Below are 19,145 nucleotides of genomic sequence, written 5' to 3' on the forward strand. Positions count from 1 at the left end.
CAGCCGGATCCAGTCTCTACCGCGCTACTTTCCATCCCCTGAGCCCGTGAGAAAGAAGGTGAGATGGGCGAGTTCACCTCCACAATCGAACACCGCCTCGACCAGGCCTACAGGAACCTGCAGGAGGCCCGGTCCAGCGGGGACGACTACCTCGCCGACACCTTCACCGCCGAGATCGAGGATCTCCAGCGTCTGGCGACAGACAACGGCGTTCCCCTCCAGCGCTGATGGCGGGAAGAGCCCCCCGGCCGGGCCGGGGGGCTCTTCCATGCCCGGCCCACGCCCGGCCGATGCCCGGCCCGGTCGGGCACCTGGCCCGGATCGGGCGCCGCGTCCCGGCCCGATCGGGCGCCGCGTCAGGATCGGACGTCCCGTTCCGGTCAGGCGTCGCGTTCCGGGTCGAGCCCGAGCAGCAGGTCGTGCAGCTCCTCGAACAGGCCGGGCGCCGCGCAGAGCGTCAGGCCCGGATTGGCCGGTCGTCCTTCCAGCCCGCCGACCCGGGCCCCGGCCTCGGCGGCGATCAGGCCCCCGGCCGCGTAGTCCCACTCCTGGGGGCCGCGCTCGTAGTAGCCGTCCAGCCGCCCGGCCGCCACCGCGCACAGGTCCGAGGCGGCCGAGCCGCCCCGTCGGATGTCGCGCACCCGGGGCAGCACGTGGCGCAGCACCTCGGCCTGCACCGCCCTGCGCCCGCTCCCGTAGCCGAACCCGGTGGCGATCAGGGCCCGCTCCAGCGGCACGCCGGTGTTGCAGCTCAGCCGCTCCCCCGCCAGCCACGCCCCCCGGCCCCTGACCGCGGTGAACACCTCGGCGCGGGGCACGACGTTGACCACTCCGGCGATCACCTCGCCGTCCACCTCCACGGCGATGCTGACCGCCCACTCCGGCACCCCGTACAGGAAGTTGACCGTCCCGTCGATCGGGTCGACGATCCAGCGGACCCTGCCGTCGCCGGTGGTGCCGCCCTCCTCGCCCAGGATCGCGTCGTCGGGCCTGACCGCCTTGATCCTGTCCCTGATCAACTCCTCCGAGGCCCGGTCCAGGGCCGTCACCACGTCGGTGGGGCTGGATTTGGTGACCAGCACCTCGGGCCGGGCAGGCCGCTTGGCCAGCAGCATCTCACCGGCCTCCCTGGCGATCTCCTCCGCCAGCCGGCCGAAGGTCACGGCACTGTCCACGATCCGCTCACCGCTCCTCGCTCGTTCCACCGGGCTCGCCACGGCACCCGCCGCGCCGTCCCGTCTCCCGCCCGCCCCGGGGGGGGGGGGGGGGGGGGGGGGGGGGGGGGGGGGGGGGGCGCGGCCCCCCCCCCCCCCCCCCCCCCCCCCCCCCCCCCCCCCCCCCCCCCCCCCCCCCCCCCCCCGCCGGGACACCCGCCCCGCGGATCACCATCGTCCCACCCGATCCGAGGGGCGAGGCTCACGAGAGCGACTCCGGCCGTTTCCACTCGCGGCCCAGGACGTGCTGCCCCAGGAACGCCAGGACGGTCTCGTACCAGACGATGGCGTTGCCCGGCTTGAGCACCCAGTGGTTCTCGTCGGGGAAGTAGAGGAACTTCGACTCCACCTCCGAGCGCCTCAGGTCCCACCACAGGCGCAGGGCCTCGCTGATGGGGACCCGGTAGTCCCTGTCGCCGTGCACGACGAGCATGGGGGTGGTGATGTTCTCCAGGGACAGGTGCGGGGAGAGCCTGGTGTACAGCTCGCCGCCCGGGGCGCCGAACTCCCGCTGCCAGTACATGGACGCGTCCGTGGTGCCGGCGAACTGGTCGAGGTTCCACAGCGAGGCGTGGGTGACGATGGCCCTGAACCTGTCGGTGTGCCCGGCCAGCCAGTTGGCCATGTAGCCGCCGAAGGAACCGCCCATGGCGCCGGTCCTGGTGGCGTCGACCTCGGGCCGCTCCAGCGCGGCGTCGGTGATCGCCATCAGGTCGGCGTGGGTCCGCGGGCCCCAGTCGGCCCAGCCGCGCCGGATCATCTCCGGCCCGTACCCGGTGGACAGGCACGGGTCGGGCAGCAGCACCGCGTACCCGTGCGCGGCCATGATCCACGGGTTCCAGCGCCAGGACCAGTCGTTCCAGCTGGCCAGCGGGCCGCCGTGGATCCAGAGCAGCATCGGGGCCGGGTCCTCGCCCGAGGCCCCCTCGGGCAGCACCAGCCAGGCCCTGATCTCCGCGCCGTCGTCGGCGGTCGCGGTGACCTCGGTGAGGGTGCCGGGCGTCTCCGGCCGCGGGGCGGGAGAGGCCAGCGTCCCGATCGTGCCGTCCGCGGTGATCCTGACCGGGGCGGCGGGCGCGTCCACGGCGCTGCGCAGCGCGTAGACGGCGCCGTCGGGCGCGACGTTGAGCGAGGAGTACGCGGCGTCGTCGAGGGTCAGCCGTTCCGGCGCGGAGCCGTCGGCCGCGACCCGGAAGACCGGCCTCCGTCCCCGGTGGTCGGCGGTGACGAACAGGGAGCGGGAGTCGGGGGCCCAGACGAGGTCGCCCGGCCAGAGCGCCCCCGCGGCCGGGCGCCCCTCGCCGGTGGCCAGGTCGACGATCCACAGGACGGTCTCGGGGATGCGGTCGACGGTGGCGTGGTTGCTGCGGACGCACGCGACCATACGGCCGTCGGGGGAGATCCTGACCGGGCCCTCGAAGTCGTGGCCGTCCTGCCCGGCCACGACCCGCCGGGAGCCGTCCGCGGTCGTGGAGATCGCGACCAGCTCCGACCGGCGCTCGCCGTGCGGCAGGGGCACGCTCCAGGTGGTCACCACGGTGGAGCCGTCCGGCGTCACCGCGTAGGAGGCCTCGTCGGTCAGGGCCCGGCCCGGCTGCGGGGTGAGGTCCCTGACCTCGGTCAGCCGCTCGCCGTCCCCCAGGGTGCCCGCGAACAACCGGGTCTCGCCGGGCCCCAGGTCGTGGTCCCAGTAGCGCACCGGGTAGTCCTCGTGCAGGACCGCGCTGATCCCGCCCTCCTTGCGCGCCTTGCGCCGCCCGGCCTCGTCGGCCTCGTCGCCGGGGAGCACGTCGGAGCCGAAGACCACGGTCCGCCCGCCGGTGGCGAACCCGGTCACGCCGCCCGGCCTGGAGGCGATCTGCCGGGCCTCGCCGCCGCCCGCCGGCAGCGCCCAGAGGGCCGGGACCTCCTCGTCCGCGTCCTTGACCGTGGGGTCGGGCCGGCGGGAGCCGAAGAGCAGGTCACCGGCTCCGGTGAACTCCGCCCCGGCCTCGCCCTTGACCGACCGGGTCAGCCTGCGCGGTGCGCCGTCGCCCAGGGGGATCTCCCACAGCGAGGTTCCGTACGACTTCCCGTCGGGGTTGAGCGCCTGGACCACGCCCGCCAGGCGCGTGCCGTCGGGGGAGAGCCGCAGGGACACCAGCCGCGGTACACCGACATAGTCATGAATGTCATTGAATGGAGTCACGGATTCGAACCTACCCGGCGATCGTTCTTCAACCTCGGATCTCCGGCATGCATCCGCCGGGCCCCGGGTGACGAACTACCCATGGTGAGCATGCGAGAGGACACCCCGGCATGCGGTTTGATGAATGCCATGGGGAATTACGACGCACTTCTCGTCGTCTCGTTCGGGGGACCGGAGAAACCGGACGACGTGATGCCGTTCCTGGAGAACGTGGTGCGGGGCCGCGGCGTCCCGCGCGAGCGGCTGCTGGAGGTCGAGGAGCACTACCAGCGCCTCGGCGGCGCCAGCCCGATCAACGACCAGTGCCGCGACCTGATCGAGGCCGTGCGGTCCACCGTCGATCTGCCGATCTACTGGGGCAACCGCAACTGGCACCCGTTCCTGGAGGACACGGTCCGCCGGATGGCCGACGACGGTGTGCGCAGGGCCGCGGCCTTCGTCACCTCGGCCTACGGCTCCTACTCGGCCTGCCGTCAGTACCGCGACGACATCGCGCGTGCCCGGGCCGCGGTGGAGGGGGCGCCGGAGATCGTCAAGCTCCGTCACTACTTCGACCACCCCGGGTTCCTGGCGGCGATGACCGACCACGCCCGCCAGGCGCTGGACCGCCTTCCGGCCGGGGTGCGCGAGGGCGCGCGGCTGGTCTTCACCGCGCACAGCATCCCGGTCTCGATGGCCGGGACGGCCGGGCCCGAGGGCGGGCTGTACGAGGCGCAGCTGCGCCGGGCGGCCGCGCTGATCACCGACGCGGTGGGCGGGGACCGGGCCTGGGACCTGGTCTGGCAGAGCCGCAGCGGCGCGCCGCACATCCCGTGGCTGGAGCCCGACGTCTGCGACCACCTGGAGAAGATCGACGCCCCGGCGGTGGTGCTGGTGCCGATCGGTTTCGTCTCCGACCACATGGAGGTCGTCTACGACCTCGACGTGGAGGCCGCCGAGACGGCGGAGCGGATCGGCCTGCCGCTGGTGCGGGCGGCCACGGCGGGCGTCCACCCGAGGTTCGTCTCGATGGTCGGCGAGCTGATCGCCGAGCCGGAGCCCCTGGCCTGCCCGGCCACCTGCTGCCCGGCGCCCCGGCGCCGTCCCGGCTGACCTGCGAGAGGACTCCGCGCCCGGGCGGCCTCTCAGGGGTACGCGGCCGCGTACCCCCGGGAGACGGCCATCACCTTGGCCACGTAGGACCAGGAGTGGTTGTAGAACCAGATTGCCTTCTCCAGCTTCTTGCCGCCCTGGCCGGCCCCGTTGGCGCACAGGTAGTTGGCCGCCGAGGGGACCGCGTCGTAGGGGCTCCAGATGTCGGCCACGCCGTCCCCGTCGCCGTCCACCCCGTAGGCCTTCCAGGTGGCGGGCATGAACTGCATGGGGCCCTGCGCGCCCGCCGACGACGGGCCGTTGTTGCGCCCGTGCGAGCTCTCCACCTGCCCGATCGCGGCCAGGACCGTCCAGGAGAGCCCCGGGCAGACCCCGGCCGACCTCCGGTAGAGCTCCAGGTAGCTCGTAGGCCTGCCGACCGCGACCCGCCTGGCCTTCTCGCCGGTCGCGGCCGGGCCCGCGCCCGTGTCGTCGCGGGTGGACCCGGTCCCGCCGTCGGCGCTCGCGGCCTTCTCACCACCGGCCTTGCGGGCGGTCGCGGCACCGGTCGCGCGGCCGACGGCGACCACCTGGGAACCGGGGCCCAGCAGCCTGCCCACCCGCTTCCTGAGCAGGGCGGTGGCCTTCTGCGGCCCGTGCACCAGCATCGCCACTCCCGGCAGCAGGCCCAGGCGGCGACCGGTCTCCTCGGCCACGATGCCGTCCACGCCGGGCAGCCCGAAGGACGCCGCGGCCGCGGCGCGCAGCCGGGGACCGCCGTCCACCTGGTAGTGCGAGCCCAGGACCAGGCCGAGGCGGCGTGCCGCCGAGCTGTCGGCGACCAGGTCCCCGGCCGCGAGGGCGCTCCAGAGCGCGGGCTGGGCGGCGACGCCGTCGGGGGTCCAGGCCCGGAAGCGGGCGGGGTCCACCGCGATGAGGTTGAGTCCCACCCCGGCCACCTTGACCACTCCCCCGTCGAAGACGTCGATCTTGCGGACGTACCTGAGCCGGGAGATGCCGGCCCGGGTCCGCTCGGTCAGCGTCGAGCGGGAGACGACCATCAGCCGGGGCGGGGTGGGGACGACCTCGGAGGCGGGCTCGGAGGCGGGCTCGGTCCTCGGCTCCGCGGCCGGGGTGGAGGGGGCGGCGGTGGCGATCGGCTCGATCGCCGCCAGGTCCCGGACACCGGCGTCGGCGGCGCGGGGGGCCGGGGGGACGCCGGGGACGATCAGCAGGAGCAGGACCGCGCCGAGAGCGACGAGAGCGGTCAGGATCACCATCGCAGGGACGAAGAACCGCAACCCGGGAAGACGTGACACTGCGCTCACACTAGTTCCCGCGCGCCGCCGGAGAGACCGTTGCCGGGAAAATCACCCGCCGGCCCGGGGTCCCGTCCGGCCGCGTCCCCCTGTCGTCCACGGTCAATCGTGAGTACTCTTCATATTCGCTGACGGAGCCGGTGGACCGGCGACGACCCGCGTGCCGCGGGCGGGTCGTCTCGCATCCGGGAGCCCCGCGCCCCGGGCCCGGCCAGACCCGCGGGGCAGGAGCGAGCATGCCCGAGACCTTCCGCAACTGGGCCCGCAACCAGTCCGCCACCCCCGCGGAGATCCGCACCCCCGCCGACGCCGCGGAGGTCTCGCGAGCCGTCCGCGACGCCGCGGCGGCGGGCCGCCGGGTGCGGATGATCGGCAGCGGGCACTCGTTCACCGGGGTGGCCCTGACCGACGGCCTGCTGCTGCGCCCCGGCGCGCTGGCCGGGATCCACGCCGCCGGGGACGGCCGGGTGACGGCCGGGGCGGGCACCACGATCCGCGCGCTCAACGCGGAGCTGCACCGTCGCGGCCTGGCCCTGGCCAACATGGGCGACATCGACGCCCAGACCGTGGCCGGGGCCGTCCAGACCGGCACCCACGGCACCGGGCGGGACGTCGGCGGCCTGGCCGACCAGGTGCTGGCCCTGGAGCTGGTGCTGGCCGACGGGGAGGTCGTCACGGTCCGCGCCGACGGCGACGGCGTGATCCGGGGGGTGGCCGAGCGGGACCTGTTCGACGCGGCCAGGGTGGGCCTGGGCGCGCTCGGCGTGGTGACCTCGGTGACGTTCCGGACCGAGCCGTCCTTCCTGCTGCGCAGCACCCGCGAGCCGAGGACGCTGACCTCGATCCTCGCCTCGCTGGAGGAACTGGCCGACGGCAACGAGCACCTGGACTTCTTCTGGCTGCCGCACACCGACACCTGCCTGACCAAGCGCAACAACCGCAGCCCCGGACCGGCCCGGCCACCGGGCGCGCTGAAGTACTGGCTCGACAACCACCTCATGGAGAACACCCTGTTCGGCGCGCTCTGCGGGATCGGCGCACGCTTCCCCGGCGCCATCCCCCGGCTCAACGCCCTCTCGGCCGCGGCGCTGTCGGCCTCCACCCACACCGACGCCTCGCACCGGGTCTTCGCCAGCGTGCGGGACGTGCGCTTTCTGGAGATGGAGTACGCCATCGCGTACGAGGACCTCGGCCGGGCCCTCGCCGAGGTCCGCGACCTGCTGGCACGGCGCGACTGGAAGATCAGTTTCCCGGTCGAGGTGCGGGTCTCCCCGGCCTCGGACGCCTGGCTGTCCACCGCCTACGGCAGGCGGTCGGCCTACATCGCCTGCCACGTCTACCGGCCGACGCCCAACCCCGCCTACTTCGAGGGCGTCGAGGAGATCATGACGGCGCTGGGGGGACGGCCGCACTGGGGCAAGCTGCACACCCGCGACGCCGCCTACCTCGCCACGGTCTACCCCCGCTTCGCCGGCTTCCTGGCGGTACGGGACGCCCTGGACCCGGCGGGCACGTTCGCCAACGACCATCTCGACACCGTCCTGGGACGGGTCCCGGCGGCGTAGCGGGGCCGGGGTCCGGACCCCGCCTCGGCCCCCGGCGGACCTGTGCTCCCGCCCCGGGTGGAGCGGCGCTCTCCCCGGTGGACCGGCACGTTCACCTCCGGCGGACCGGTGCTCGCGCCCGAGGTGGACCGGTGCTCGCGCCCGGGGCGGACCGGCCCCTCCCACAAGGTCTCGGTAAAGGGCGGCGCAAAGGCTCACTCGAAGAACGACGCGTCCGCGTGTCCGTCGTTGCCCCGGCCCGCGCGGGGGGCAGATTCGCAGGGGCCCGCGCCACTCGACCCCGAGGGAGTCCGCTGGAGATGATCCTCTCCCGCCGCCCATGCCCGCCCTCTCCCCGCCCATGCCCGCCGTCCCCGTCACGGTCCGTCGTCACGGAGCGCGACGACGGGCCCTGCCGCGACACCGCGACCGCGTCCCGTCCCGCCCGGATCGGCGGACCGGCATCACGGCCGTCTCCCGGTTATTGGCGGAAGTCCGCAGCGGTTCCCGGAGTTATCCGTGAGAATCCCTGCAGGACCCCGAAGTCGCTGCTCCAGACAGGTGCCCTGTAATCAGATGAATGGAGCAAATGTGACCGGCGTCACATCGCTGCGAGCCCCATCCAGGAAGGCGATGTTCGGACATGCCGGGTACGGTGCTGGCAGGCAACCGGCACACGCGAGAGACTCAAGGGTCCGGGGGAAGATTGAGCACGACGACGAAGGGACTCGCATGCAGGAGCTCCGACTCGTCGCGGTGAGTGAGGACGGGACCTATCTCGTGCTGGCGACGGCCGGCCGGGGTACCCGGTTCACGCTGCCCGTCGACGACCGGCTCCGTGCTGCCGTCCGCGGCAACTTCTCCCGTCTCGGCCAGTACGAGATCGAAGTGGAGAGTCCGTTGCGCCCCAAGGAGATCCAGGCCCGGATCCGTGCCGGCGAGACCGCGGAGGAGATCGCCAACACGGCGGGCATCCCGGTCGAGCGCGTGCGATGGTTCGAGGGTCCCGTGCTCCAGGAACGTGAGTACATGGCACAGCAGGCGCAGCGCTGCGCCGTGCGCCTGCCCGGCGACTCCGCTCCCGGTCCCACCCTCGGCGACCTGGTCGTCGAGCGGCTGACCCGCCGCGGCGTCCCCGCCGACGAGATCGAGTGGGACTCCGCCAAGCGGGACGACAACATGTGGCGCATCAAGCTCGGCTTCGTGTGGAACGGTCACACGCGCAACGCCGAGTGGATCTTCGACCCGCGCCGGCGCCACATCACGCCCCACGACGACGAGGCCCTGCGGCTCTCCAGCGGGGACGACGCCGATCCGGTCGAGGACAGCACGGTCACGCCGTTCGTGCCGCGCGTGGCCAAGCTCGCCCCGGTGCCGTCGCTGGCGTCGGAGTCGCTGCACCAGCCACCGGTGGCCTTTCCCTCGGTCCTGCGGCACGAGCCGCAGGCCCCGGCCCGGCCCGCCTACGCCCAGGTCGAGCCCCCGACGGCGCCGGCGACCCCGGCGCCGGCCCCCGCCACGCCGCCCGCGGCCTATCAGCAACCGCCCATGCCCCCGCTCCCGGCCGGTTACGAGGCGCCGAGGGTCTCGGTGCCGCCGCTGCGCGCCCCCGACACCGCCGGTCAGCCTCCGGACAGGACCGCGGAGCACGCCTCCGCCGCCGCCCAGGGCACCGACGCCGTCACCCAGGTGCGGCCCCCGGAGCCGGTGCTGCCCGAGCCGGTCGCCCCGCCCGAGCCCGCTCCGTACGAGCCGGCCGTGTACGGGCCGCCCGCGTCCCCGGAGCCGGACCTCACGCCGCCCGTTTCCCCACCGTTCGTTCCCCAGGCCGCCGTGACGGCGGCCGAGCCGTCTGTGGCCGAGCCGTCCGTGGCCGGGCCCTCCCCGGCCGCGCCGCCCGCGACCGCACCGCCCGCGGCCGGCTCGCCCGGACCGTCACCGGTGGCCGGGCCGTCCACGGCGTCGCCCGTGACCGGTCCGCCCGCGGCGGCCACCCCGCGGGACGTCGTCGCGCCCGCCCGGCCTCCCGTGGCCGAGGCGCCCGCAGCGCCGGAGCCGGTACCGGCTCCGGCCGTCACGCCGGAGCCCGCGACCCGCCCGGTGACGGAGGCCCCGAAGCAGGCGGAGACGCCGGGACGGGAGGAGGCTCCGAAGCGGGAGGAGACCGTCCGGGGCCCGGAGGTCGCCGGGGACGCCAAGGCCACCGGGGGCGCCGACGACGCGCCCTCCCCCGCGGTGACCCCGGCGGAACAGGCCGCCCCCTCCGAGCTCGCCGCGTCCGAGCCTGCCGCGTCCGAGACCGCCGTGTCCGGACCCGCCGCGTCCGCGCCCGCCGGGGAGCGTCCCGGCACGTCCGGGGCCACCGCGTCCACCGCGTCCACCGCGTCCACCGGGCCCTCCGCGTCCGGCTCTCCCGCGCCTCCCGCGTCCGAGCCCGTCACGCCCGAACCCGTCACGCCCGGACCTGTCGCATCCGAACCTGTCGCATCCGAACCTGTCGTGTCCGAACCTGTCGTGTCCGAACCTGTCGTGTCCGAACCCGCCGCGGAACGTCCCGCCACCACGGAGGACTCCCCCGCACCGGCCGGACCGGCCGTCCAGGAGGGGCCGATCGCCGTACCCGCGGCACGCGTCAGTGTGGACGAGCCGGCCAGGACCGACCCGGAGACACCGGAGGCGGACCCCGCGGGAACCCAGGAGACGAAGGCCGACAAGCCCGCCGCGGAGAAGCCCGTGGAGCCGCCCAAGCCCGCGGAGCCGCCGAAGCCGGCCCCGGCACCGGCACGACCGGCCAAGAAGTCCCGGGGACGGCGCGCCTCGGTGCCCACCTGGGACGAGATCATGTTCGGCGCCCGGCGCCAGGACTGACGCGTCGCGCGAGAGGGGGTGGCCGGGGTCCGGTCACCCCCTCTCGCGTACACCGGCCGTTCCGGGGACCGCCGGACGGCGGCGGGAGCGGCGTGGACGGTCGGCACGGACGGTCAGCGCGGTCCGGACGCCCCGGTCCGCTCGGCGGGCGACGGCGTACCGGGAGCGAGGAACGGGGTGATCCAGGCGGGGGTGACCTCGGCGGCGAAGGCGGGACCCTCGGCCTCCCCGACGTCGATGGCGGCATAGCCGCCGCTGCCGGCTCCCACGCCCGCGGTCACGGTCAGCAGGCCGACGCGGCGCTGGAACCAGGTCTGGCTCAGGGTCCAGCCGACCACGGCCCGCTCCTCGATCACCGCCTGGGAACGGCGCAGCGACCCCGATCTGACCGACAGCCGGGTACCGTCGTAGGTGTGGCCGAGGGAGCGGTAGCGGTCGAGGCCGAGCGGGACGCCCAGCACCGTGAGGATCAGCGCCGGCACCGCGAGCACCCACCAGAACCCGGACCAGAGCACGGCGGCCGTCACCGCGCAGGCGGCGATCACCAGCCAGGGGAAGATCGCCCGGAACAGCCTGCGCCTGCGCGCCGCGACCGGGTGCGGCCGCAGGTCGGTGGTGATCGAGCCGATGGCCTCGCCCACCACGTCGAGCACGATGTCCTTCGGTGCCACCGGCAGCAGCTGTCCCCGGGTCTCCGAGTCGCCGAGGCCGGTCACGATCGCCCACGCGCGGGCGAGTCCGGCGCCGCGCTCGGCCGGCCCTTGGACGAACTCGAACCCTCGCACCCTGCGCCGTTCCAGCGACACGCTCCGGCGCGTGATCAGGCCGCGGCCGGCGACCAGGTACCCCTCTCTGGCGCGGAGGCTGAAGTCCCAGTTGAACACCGCGTACATGATCACCCCGACCACCGGCATGGCCAGGACGAGCAGGACCAGGGCCGCGATGAGCAGGGGCGGATGCTCCCAGAGCCACTCCCCCGCGCCGACCACGACCCGCCTGTCGACCCCGAACTCGGTACCCCACTGGAACGCCAGGCCCACGGCACCGGCCACCAGCGCGAAGGGGGTCAGCAGGTAGGAGCCGGAGAGCGGTCCGTAGACGAGCCATTTGCGGGGCAGGACGAAGAAGACCCGTTCCGGGGTGGTGTCCCCCACCTCGTGATGGACCGTCCCGGCCCCGGCGGACGTTCCCGGCCCCGCGGGCACGTCGGCCGTGAGCGCCTCCGCACTCGCCTGGCCGGTCGCCTGGACCGTCCCGCGCGCCTGGGCGCGTCTCGCCGTCCGGGCGCGCGCGTGCCAGAGCAGCACGGCCTTGAGGCGTTCCCCCTCCTCGACGGTCACCCCGTCGAGCTCGCCCTCCTGCTTGTCCTCGCCGCCCGCGCCGGTGTCGATCCGCAGGACGGAGATGCCGAGCAGGCGGTGCAGCGGCGGGGCGCTGACGTCGACACCGCGGATCCGCTCCAGCGGGATGGTCCGCACCGACCTGCTGATCAGCGACCGGGTGAGCTCCAGACGATCGCCCACGATCTGGTACGTGAAGGTCGCCCAGCGCACGGCCGCGAACGCGACGGAGCCGACGACGCCCAGCGCCGCCCACACGAACGACCCCGGCGAGAACCCGCCGATGAACAGCACTCCGGCCAGCGGCAACAGGAGCGAGGGCAGCATCCGGATGGGGTCGGTCAGCAGCACCTTCGGGCTGAGCCGCAACGGCGCGCCGGTCGGCGGTTCCAGGTTCTCCGTCTCCGGCCCCCCGGGCCCCTGCGGCCCTTGCGGGAGGCCGCCGGGCCCGGGTGCCGGAGCGAAGGCGGCCCCGGGGGGCGGGGCGGCGAGCCCGTGGCCCGCGGTGACGGCCGGGCCGGAGGACACGACCGGGGGGCGACCAGCGGTGACGTCCGGAGCGGGGTGCTCGGCCGGTGAGCGGTCAGCGGGCGCGTCCGGGCCGGGACGTTCGGCCGGGGGACGATCGGCGGGGGCGTCCGGGCCGGAACTCTCGGCCGGGGGACGGCCGGCGGGCGCGTCCGGGCCTGGCTGCCGGATCGGGGGACGGTCGGCGTCGGATCCGGTCACGTCGCGTCGTCCCTGAGCTCTTCCGCACGGCGGGCGAGCCCTTCGGCCAGTTCGGCGGCGACCGCGTAGTCGAGGCCCTTGATCGTGGACGAGCCCGCGTGCGAGGCGGTGCGGATCTCCACCGTGGCCAGGCCCAGCATGCGTTCGATCCAGCCCTGCGCCTTGTCGACCGTCTGGATCCTGCTGACCGGGACGAACACCCACTCCCTGCTGATCCAGCCGGAACGCGCGTAGACCACGTCCTGGCTGAACTCCCACCGGTGCACGGCGTACCGCCAGAAGGGCTCGATGAACAGCCCGGGGATCAGCAGCACCACGATCACCCCCGGCAGCCACCAGATGTTGTCGAGCACCCAGGCGGGCAGCCATGACCAGCGATCCCCGTCGATCCACCGGGCGAGCAGGTACGAGCCGACGGCCAGCACGACGGACCAGAACAACCCCTCCAGCAGCCACATGGCGATGGCCTTGCGCGAGACGGGATTGGCGGGATCCCGCAGGGAGAAACGGTCACGTCCGGGGCCGCCCCGGCGGCGCTCGACCGAACGCTCGGACGCCCGCGCCTCTTGCGAGGCGGTGCTGTGCTCATCGGCTCGGTCACTCACGCTGCCAGCCTAAACGGTCTTGTCCCGGTGGACGGCCCGGCCGGGTCCCGGACGACGGCCGCTGGAACGGTCCCGGAACCACGGACGCAGCGCCCGTCCGAGCGCCTCGCCTCCCGTCTCCCCGCAGGGCGGGCGGAACCGGGCGTGAACAGGCCGGGGACGGATCGGGGCCAGGGCGCGAACAGGGCAAGGGCGAACGAACCGAAGGCCGGAAAATGTCGGTGGGACGGTACATGCTGTGAGGTCCATCACGACGGAAGGGCTCAGACGATGACATATGCCATACAGGCCGAAGGCCTGGTGAAACACTACGGGGCGACCCGCGCCCTGGACGGGGTGGACATCCTCGTGCCCCCGGGGCGATTGCTGGGCGTGCTGGGGCCCAACGGGGCCGGCAAGACGACCGCGGTGCGCATCCTGGCGACGCTGCTCCGCCCCGACGCGGGCACCGCCACCGTCGGCGGGTACGACGTGACGCGCCAGGCCCACCAGGTGCGCTCGATGATCGGCCTGACCGGCCAGTACGCCGCCGTCGACGAGATGCTCACCGGCTTCGAGAACCTGATGATGATCGGCCGCCTGCTGGGCATGCCCCGTGCCGACTCCCGGGCCCGCGCGAGCGAGCTGCTCAGGCGTTTCGACCTCTCCGACGCCGGCGGTCGGGCCACCAAGACCTACTCCGGCGGCATGCGGCGGCGTCTCGACCTGGCCGCGAGCCTGGTCGGGCGGCCGCAGGTGCTCTTCCTCGACGAGCCCACCACCGGCCTCGACCCGCGCAGCCGCACCGAGCTGTGGAGCGTGGTGCGCGGCCTGATGGCCGACGGCGTCACCGTGCTGCTCACCACGCAGTACCTGGAGGAGGCCGACCAGCTCGCCGACGACATCATCGTCTTCGACCACGGCAAGGTCATCGCCTCCGGAACCTCCGACGAGCTCAAGGCCACCACCGGCGCCCAGGTCCTCGAGGTGCGCCCGTTGCGGCCCGAGCACCTGCCGCTGGTGGGGCAGGTGCTGACCGACGTGCTGGGCGAGGCGCCCGACCTCAGCGGGGGCAGGGCGACCGCGTCGGTGCACGACCCGGCCGCCGTCCCGGTGATCGTGCGGCGCCTGGACGACCAGGGGGTCGTCGCGTCCGAGCTCGCGCTGCGCAAGTCCAGCCTGGACGAGGTCTTCCTCTCCATCACCGGTCACCGGCCCGAGGACGAGGACACCACCGAGAAGGAAGAGGCCTTCGCATGACCACGCTGACGACGACCATCCCGCAGGTGGCCGCCAAGCGCGTCACCCCGCTGGCCACCCTGCAGCAGACCATGACGCTGGCCTGGCGCAGCCTGGTCCAGATCAAGCACAACCCGTGGGAACTGCTGGACCTGAGCATCCAGCCCATCATGTTCCTGCTGCTGTTCACCTACGTCTTCGGCGGTGCCATCTCCGGTTCCACCGGCGACTACCTTCAGTTCGCCCTGCCCGGCCTGCTCGTGCAGAACGCCCTGTTCTACACGCTGTCCACCGCGATCGGCCTCAACACCGACATCACCAAGGGCGTCTTCGACCGGCTGCGCAGCCTGCCCATCGCCCGCACCGCGCCGCTGTCCGGCCGGATCATCGCCGACACCGTCAAGCAGGTGTGGGCCTTCGCCCTGCTGATCGGTTTCGGCATGGTGCTGGGGTTCCGGGTCACCACCAGCGTCTTCGGCCTGCTGGGCGCTCTCGCCCTGCTGGTCGTGGTCGCCCTGGCCATGTCCTGGATGGCGGTGCTGATCGGGCTGAAGGCCTCCAACCCGGAGAAGGTGCAGATGATCAGCTTCTCCACCATGATGCCGCTGACCTTCACCAGCAGCGCGCTGGTGCCCTCGGACACGTTCCCCTCCTGGCTGAAGACCTGGTCGGACATCAACCCGGTCACGCACCTGGCCGACGCCATCCGCGGTCTGCTGATCGGCGGTGACGTCGGCAGCGCCACGCTCTTCTCGCTGCTGTGGGCCGTCGCGTTCGCCGTGGTGTTCGCTCCCTTGGCGATCCGGGCCTTCCGCAGCCACGTCTAGTCTGTTCGCGGGCGGAGCGGGGGCCGGACCCGTCCATCACAGGCGATTCTGAAGCAGGGGTGGTCACGTGCTCGTGGTTCACGGGGTGTGGGTGGACGGGTCGCTCGGGATCTGGGCGGAGGACACCTCCCGGGCGCTGGCGTCCACCTCCCGCGCCCTGCTCCGGGGGCACCCGTTCGCCGCGTCCACGACCGTGCTCGCCGCCACCGTGAACCTGATTCTGGGCGATTCCTCACAAGAATCCCCAGATGGGACGCTAAGCGAAGTTTCCGGTGGGGTCCTCCCCGGTGCCCCGGAGACACCCCGCGAGGGCGGGACGACCCCTCACGGGGCCTCCCCTGCCGTCCCGGGTTCCTCCCCCGCCCCGGCCGTCCCGGTCGCCTCAGCGATCACCGGCGGCGGGGGCGACGGGCTCGTCGCGGGGTTCACGGGCATGGCGGGCGCCGTCGAGGAGCGGGAGCTGACCGTCCTGCTCCCCGGTTCGGCCTCGGGTCCGCTCCCCTCCCCGGAGTCCGGCCTGTCGAGCAGGGCGCGGAAACCGAAGATCTCCCCCTGGCGGATCCCCGCTCTGCTGTTCCAGCCGGCCGACGCGCTCCGGCTGCTCGGCTCGCTACCGGCCCTCGCCTCGGGAAGCGCCTCCTCCCTCCCCTCCGGGGACGGGAACGACGCCGACGACCCGGTCTGGGAGCCCGCCCTCTCGCTCCGGTATCTCGCCGTGGTGGCCGAGCACGCGCGGGACCTGGTCCGGCGCGGCCGGGTGCTGCCGCAGCTCGTCATGGAGGGCGACGTGCACGCCGCCCGATGGCGGCCGGTGCTCACCGGCACCGACCGGTCCGCCCTGCCCGGCCTGGCCGCCGCGATGCCGCCGGTCTGCAGGGCGGTCGCGCACGAGAGGTCGTCGGCGCAGGTGCTGGGCGAGCTGCTGGACGGCCTGACCGACGGCGCGGTACGGCTGTCGCTGCCCGGCCGCCTGATCCTCGGTTCCCGTCCCGGACTCAGGACGGCCCTCCCCGACCGCTGGCTGTACGCGCTGACCGGCGACGACGCCCTGCTCCCCGGTGCGAGACCGGCCGAGGCCGTGGCGCTCGGCGAGGCCCTGACCGGCTGGCTCGACTCCGCGCACGAGCTGGAGGGCCCGGTGCGGGTCTGCTTCCGGCTGATCGAGCCCGCCGAGGACGAGGATTCCTGGCATGTCGAGTTCGGCCTCGCTCCGGCGAGCGAGACGAGCATCCCGAACGACACGGGCGACTCGGCCAACGGAGCCGTCGAGACCGTCGAGACCGTCGAGAACGGCGAGAGCGGCCAGAGCGGTGGTTCCCCGGCGTCCGGTGGCGTTCGCGAAGCCCCCGAGACCGGCCGGGCCGGTGGGTCCGGCGAAGGACGCGACGGGCGTGGCCCCGCCCGCCACCTGTCGGCCGAGCGCATCCGGGCCGGGGAGCGGGCGCCCTGGCTGCCCGAGCGACCCGAGGAGGTGCTCCGTACCGGCCTCACCCGGGCCGTGCGGCTCCATCCCGATCTGCACATCGCACTGCGCGCCCCCCTGCCGACCGGTCTGACGGTCGAGACCGCATGGGCGTTCTCGTTCCTCCGTCACGGCGCGCCCATGCTCCGGGCGGCGGGGTACGGCGTGCGGCTACCCGCCTGGGCCGGTCGCCAGGGGCTCGGACTCAAGCTCACCACCCGTCCGCTCGCCGACGACCACCGGCCCACCGACGGACACGACGGGGCCGGGCACGACGGGTCCGAACCTGTGAAGCACGGATCCGCTGGTGACACGGGATCCGGCCGTGCGGGATCCGGGTATGGGGAATCCGGTCTCGACGACCGGGTGAGCGTCCGGTTGGACGTCACCATCGGCGACCACACGATCGGTGCCGAGGAGCTGGCCGAGCTCGCCGCGCTCCGCGTCCCCCTGGTACGGGTCAGGGGACGCTGGGTGGAACTGGACGACCTGCAGATCAAGGCCGCGCTGAAGGTGGTCGAGCGGCACGGCGGGGAACGGACCATCGGCGAGGTGATCCGGGAGGTCGTGGAGGGCGGTGACGAGGAGCTGCCGCTGGTCGCCGTGGACGCCCATGGCCTGCTGGGCGACCTGCTCTCCGGCGAGGCCGACCGCCGCCTCACACCCGTCCCCACCCCGCGCACCCTGCGGGGGGAGCTGCGCCCGTACCAGGAACGCGGCCTGTCGTGGCTGAGCTTCCTGTCCGGGCTCGGCCTCGGCGGCATCCTCGCCGACGACATGGGACTGGGCAAGACCGTCTCGACCCTCTCCCTCCTGCTCTCCGAACGCGAGGGCGTCCGGCCGGGCGAGAGCGAACACCCGGGTAGGGGCCAAGGGCCCGGTGGGAACGAACACCCCGGCGAGAGCACCGCCCTCGGGAAGAGCGCACCGCCGAGCGGGAGCGGACGGCCCGGTGGGGACGGGGTGCCCGGGCCGACGCTGCTGGTCTGTCCCATGTCGCTGATCGGCAACTGGCAGAAGGAGGCGTCCCGCTTCGCCCCCTCGCTCCGCGTGTACGTCCACCACGGTGGCGCGCGCCGGCGTGACGAGGAGCTGGCCGCCGCGGTTCGCGAGGCAGACCTGGTCATCACCACGTACGGCACCGCGCTGCGGGACCTGGGCGCGCTCGCGGCGCTCCGGTGGGAGCGGGTGGTCTGCGACGAGGCGCAGGCGATCAAGAACAGCTCGGCCCGGCAGTCCAGGGCGGTGCGGTCCATTCCCGCCCGTACCCGGCTGGCGCTGACCGGCACACCGGTGGAGAACCACCTCTCGGAGCTCTGGTCCATCATGGAGTTCTGCAATCCCGGGCTGCTCGGCCCTGCCAGGCGGTTCAGGACGCGCTACCAGGAACCGATCGAGACGCGGCGCGACCCCGACGCCGTCTCGGCGCTGAGACGGGCGACCGGCCCGTTCGTGCTCCGGCGGCTCAAGACCGACCGCTCCATCATCACCGACCTGCCGGAGAAGCAGGAGATGAAGGTCTGGTGCACGCTCACCCCGGAGCAGGCCGAGCTGTACCGGGCGGTGGCCGGGGAGATGCTGGGGAGGATCGACGGCTCCAGCGGCATCGAGCGGCGCGGCAACGTCCTGGCCGCCATGACCCGGTTGAAGCAGATCTGCAACCACCCCGTCCAGCTCCTGCGGGACGGGTCCGGGCTGGCGGGCCGCTCGGGCAAGCTGGCCCGGCTGGAGGAACTGGCCGAGGAGATCGTCGAGGAGGGCGACAAGGCGCTGGTCTTCACCCAGTACGCCGAGTTCGGCACCCTTCTCCAGCCCTACCTGGCCGCCCACCTCGACCGGCCGGTGCTCTGGCTGCACGGCGGGCTGTCCAAGAAGCGGCGCGACGCGCTGGTGGAGCGGTTCCAGACCGACGACGAGCCGATGCTGTTCCTGCTCTCGCTGAAGGCGGCCGGAACCGGGCTCAACCTGACCGCCGCGGCCCATGTCGTGCACGTGGACCGGTGGTGGAACCCGGCCGTGGAGGACCAGGCGACCGACCGGGCCTTCCGGATCGGCCAGACCCGGAACGTGCAGGTGAGGAAGTTCATCTGCCTCGACACGCTGGAGGAGCGGATCGACGAGATGATCGAACGCAAGAAGACCCTCGCCCAGAGCGTGGTGGGCACCGGCGAGGACTGGATCGCCGACCTGTCCACCGAACGACTGCGCGAGCTGTTCCGGCTCGGCCCCCGGGCGGTGAGCTGAGATGGGCACTCCGGGGTCCGGCGAGACGGGCGTTCCCAGGGCGGGTGACGTGCCCGCTCGCGGGTCCGGCGATACGGGCGTGCCCGAGCCGGGTGACGTGCGCGCTCCCGGGACCGGCGATACGGGCGTGCCCGAGCCGGGTGACGTGCCCTTCGACGAGCGGGTCGGGGACTTCTACTCCCCCGGCGTCCCGCTGAGCCGGGTGCGGCCACGACCGCGCGCCACCGCGGTCCCCGCGGACCTGCTGCTGCGGATCCTGGAACCCCCGGCGGTCAAGGTACGGCACATCCCCCTGGTGGACCTGCTCAGAAAGCCCTACCGGGAACTGGGCGGGGACTGACCGACCCGGAGCAGCGGACGCCGGCGACCGGCCATGGGCCGCCGGCGTCCGGTCGCAGGACAGGCCGGGAACACGGGACGACGAAATTCGTTGCGACGTTCACTCCCACCCCTTCTGTCCCTTGATTTCGTCTGTTTTCACAGCTTTTCTTCAGCGCGGAACCTCGCGATCCGGTC

13 protein-coding genes are annotated in these 19,145 nt (G+C 73.7%); 8 read left to right on the forward strand and 5 right to left on the reverse strand.

Features of this window, described 5'->3' with window-relative positions:
* Window positions 1–63 precede the first annotated feature (63 nt).
* Complete coding sequence (locus tag ACIBCT_RS08645; protein WP_344901342.1) at window positions 64–228, forward strand: hypothetical protein; 165 nt, start codon at window positions 64–66, stop codon at window positions 226–228.
* A gap of 152 nt (window positions 229–380) precedes the next feature.
* Here ACIBCT_RS08645 and ACIBCT_RS08650 read toward each other — a convergent pair whose 3' ends face one another.
* A complete protein-coding gene (locus ACIBCT_RS08650; protein WP_399186773.1) occupies window positions 381–1,175 on the reverse strand; it encodes an inositol monophosphatase family protein in 795 nt (264 codons plus the stop codon).
* A gap of 241 nt (window positions 1,176–1,416) precedes the next feature.
* A complete protein-coding gene (locus tag ACIBCT_RS08655) occupies window positions 1,417–3,402 on the reverse strand; it encodes a prolyl oligopeptidase family serine peptidase (protein WP_399186774.1) in 1,986 nt (661 codons plus the stop codon).
* A 129-nt stretch (window positions 3,403–3,531) separates the two neighbouring features.
* Between ACIBCT_RS08655 and ACIBCT_RS08660 the strand changes: the two genes are divergently transcribed.
* Complete coding sequence (locus ACIBCT_RS08660; RefSeq protein ID WP_399186775.1) at window positions 3,532–4,494, forward strand: ferrochelatase; 963 nt, start codon at window positions 3,532–3,534, stop codon at window positions 4,492–4,494.
* A gap of 32 nt (window positions 4,495–4,526) precedes the next feature.
* Here the strand turns inward: ACIBCT_RS08660 and ACIBCT_RS08665 are convergent, their stop codons facing one another.
* Window positions 4,527–5,792 carry a lytic murein transglycosylase gene (locus tag ACIBCT_RS08665; RefSeq protein WP_399186776.1) on the reverse strand — a complete coding sequence of 422 codons (1,266 nt, stop codon included), beginning with the start codon at window positions 5,790–5,792 and terminating at the stop codon, window positions 4,527–4,529.
* A gap of 236 nt (window positions 5,793–6,028) precedes the next feature.
* On the opposite strand from ACIBCT_RS08665, the gene ACIBCT_RS08670 reads away from it, so the two are divergent.
* Entirely contained in the window at window positions 6,029–7,357 is a 1,329-nt protein-coding gene (locus ACIBCT_RS08670) for a D-arabinono-1,4-lactone oxidase (RefSeq protein ID WP_399186777.1), read from the forward strand.
* Window positions 7,358–8,068: 711 nt separating this feature from the next.
* Window positions 8,069–10,204, forward strand: a complete 2,136-nt coding sequence (gene sepH / locus ACIBCT_RS08675; RefSeq protein WP_399186778.1) for a septation protein SepH — start codon at window positions 8,069–8,071, stop codon at window positions 10,202–10,204.
* 113 nt (window positions 10,205–10,317) lie between these two features.
* On the opposite strand, the gene ACIBCT_RS08680 is transcribed toward sepH, so the two are convergent.
* Together ACIBCT_RS08680 and ACIBCT_RS08685 are read right to left on the reverse strand one after the other, a co-directional pair.
* Window positions 10,318–12,273, reverse strand: coding sequence for a PH domain-containing protein (locus tag ACIBCT_RS08680; RefSeq protein WP_399186779.1), 1,956 nt, complete (start codon window positions 12,271–12,273; stop codon window positions 10,318–10,320).
* Complete coding sequence (locus ACIBCT_RS08685; RefSeq protein ID WP_399186780.1) at window positions 12,270–12,878, reverse strand: PH domain-containing protein; 609 nt, start codon at window positions 12,876–12,878, stop codon at window positions 12,270–12,272. The genes ACIBCT_RS08680 and ACIBCT_RS08685 overlap by 4 nt, the downstream gene beginning before the upstream one ends.
* Window positions 12,879–13,148: 270 nt before the next feature.
* Here ACIBCT_RS08685 and ACIBCT_RS08690 point away from each other — a divergent pair, with 270 nt between their 5' ends.
* The 4 genes from ACIBCT_RS08690 (at window position 13,149) to ACIBCT_RS08705 (ending at window position 18,969) form a co-directional block, all read left to right on the forward strand.
* Window positions 13,149–14,117 (forward strand): ATP-binding cassette domain-containing protein, encoded by a 969-nt coding sequence (locus ACIBCT_RS08690; protein WP_399186781.1) that lies wholly within the window; start codon window positions 13,149–13,151, stop codon window positions 14,115–14,117.
* Entirely contained in the window at window positions 14,114–14,923 is an 810-nt protein-coding gene (locus tag ACIBCT_RS08695) for an ABC transporter permease (protein ID WP_344901371.1), read from the forward strand. The genes ACIBCT_RS08690 and ACIBCT_RS08695 overlap by 4 nt, the downstream gene beginning before the upstream one ends.
* A 67-nt stretch (window positions 14,924–14,990) precedes the next feature.
* Window positions 14,991–18,629, forward strand: a complete 3,639-nt coding sequence (locus ACIBCT_RS08700) for an SNF2-related protein (protein WP_399186782.1) — start codon at window positions 14,991–14,993, stop codon at window positions 18,627–18,629.
* 79 nt (window positions 18,630–18,708) lie between these two features.
* Window positions 18,709–18,969: a hypothetical protein gene (locus ACIBCT_RS08705; RefSeq protein ID WP_399186783.1), complete on the forward strand. Its 261-nt coding sequence runs from the start codon at window positions 18,709–18,711 to the stop codon at window positions 18,967–18,969.
* Window positions 18,970–19,145 lie beyond the last annotated feature (176 nt).

Origin of the sequence: Streptosporangium sp. NPDC050855 (assembly GCF_044456585.1) — a bacterium.
Classification (GTDB): domain Bacteria; phylum Actinomycetota; class Actinomycetes; order Streptosporangiales; family Streptosporangiaceae; genus Streptosporangium; species Streptosporangium longisporum.

Coding starts and splice junctions, on each gene's coding strand:
- ACIBCT_RS08690 (WP_399186781.1), top strand. CDS start 13,149: ATGACATATGCCATACAGGCCGAAGGCCTGGTGAAACACTACGGGGCG.
- ACIBCT_RS08670 (WP_399186777.1), top strand. CDS start 6,029: ATGCCCGAGACCTTCCGCAACTGGGCCCGCAACCAGTCCGCCACCCCC.
- ACIBCT_RS08695 (WP_344901371.1), top strand. CDS start 14,114: ATGACCACGCTGACGACGACCATCCCGCAGGTGGCCGCCAAGCGCGTC.
- sepH (WP_399186778.1), top strand. CDS start 8,069: ATGCAGGAGCTCCGACTCGTCGCGGTGAGTGAGGACGGGACCTATCTC.
- ACIBCT_RS08645 (WP_344901342.1), top strand. CDS start 64: ATGGGCGAGTTCACCTCCACAATCGAACACCGCCTCGACCAGGCCTAC.
- ACIBCT_RS08660 (WP_399186775.1), top strand. CDS start 3,532: ATGGGGAATTACGACGCACTTCTCGTCGTCTCGTTCGGGGGACCGGAG.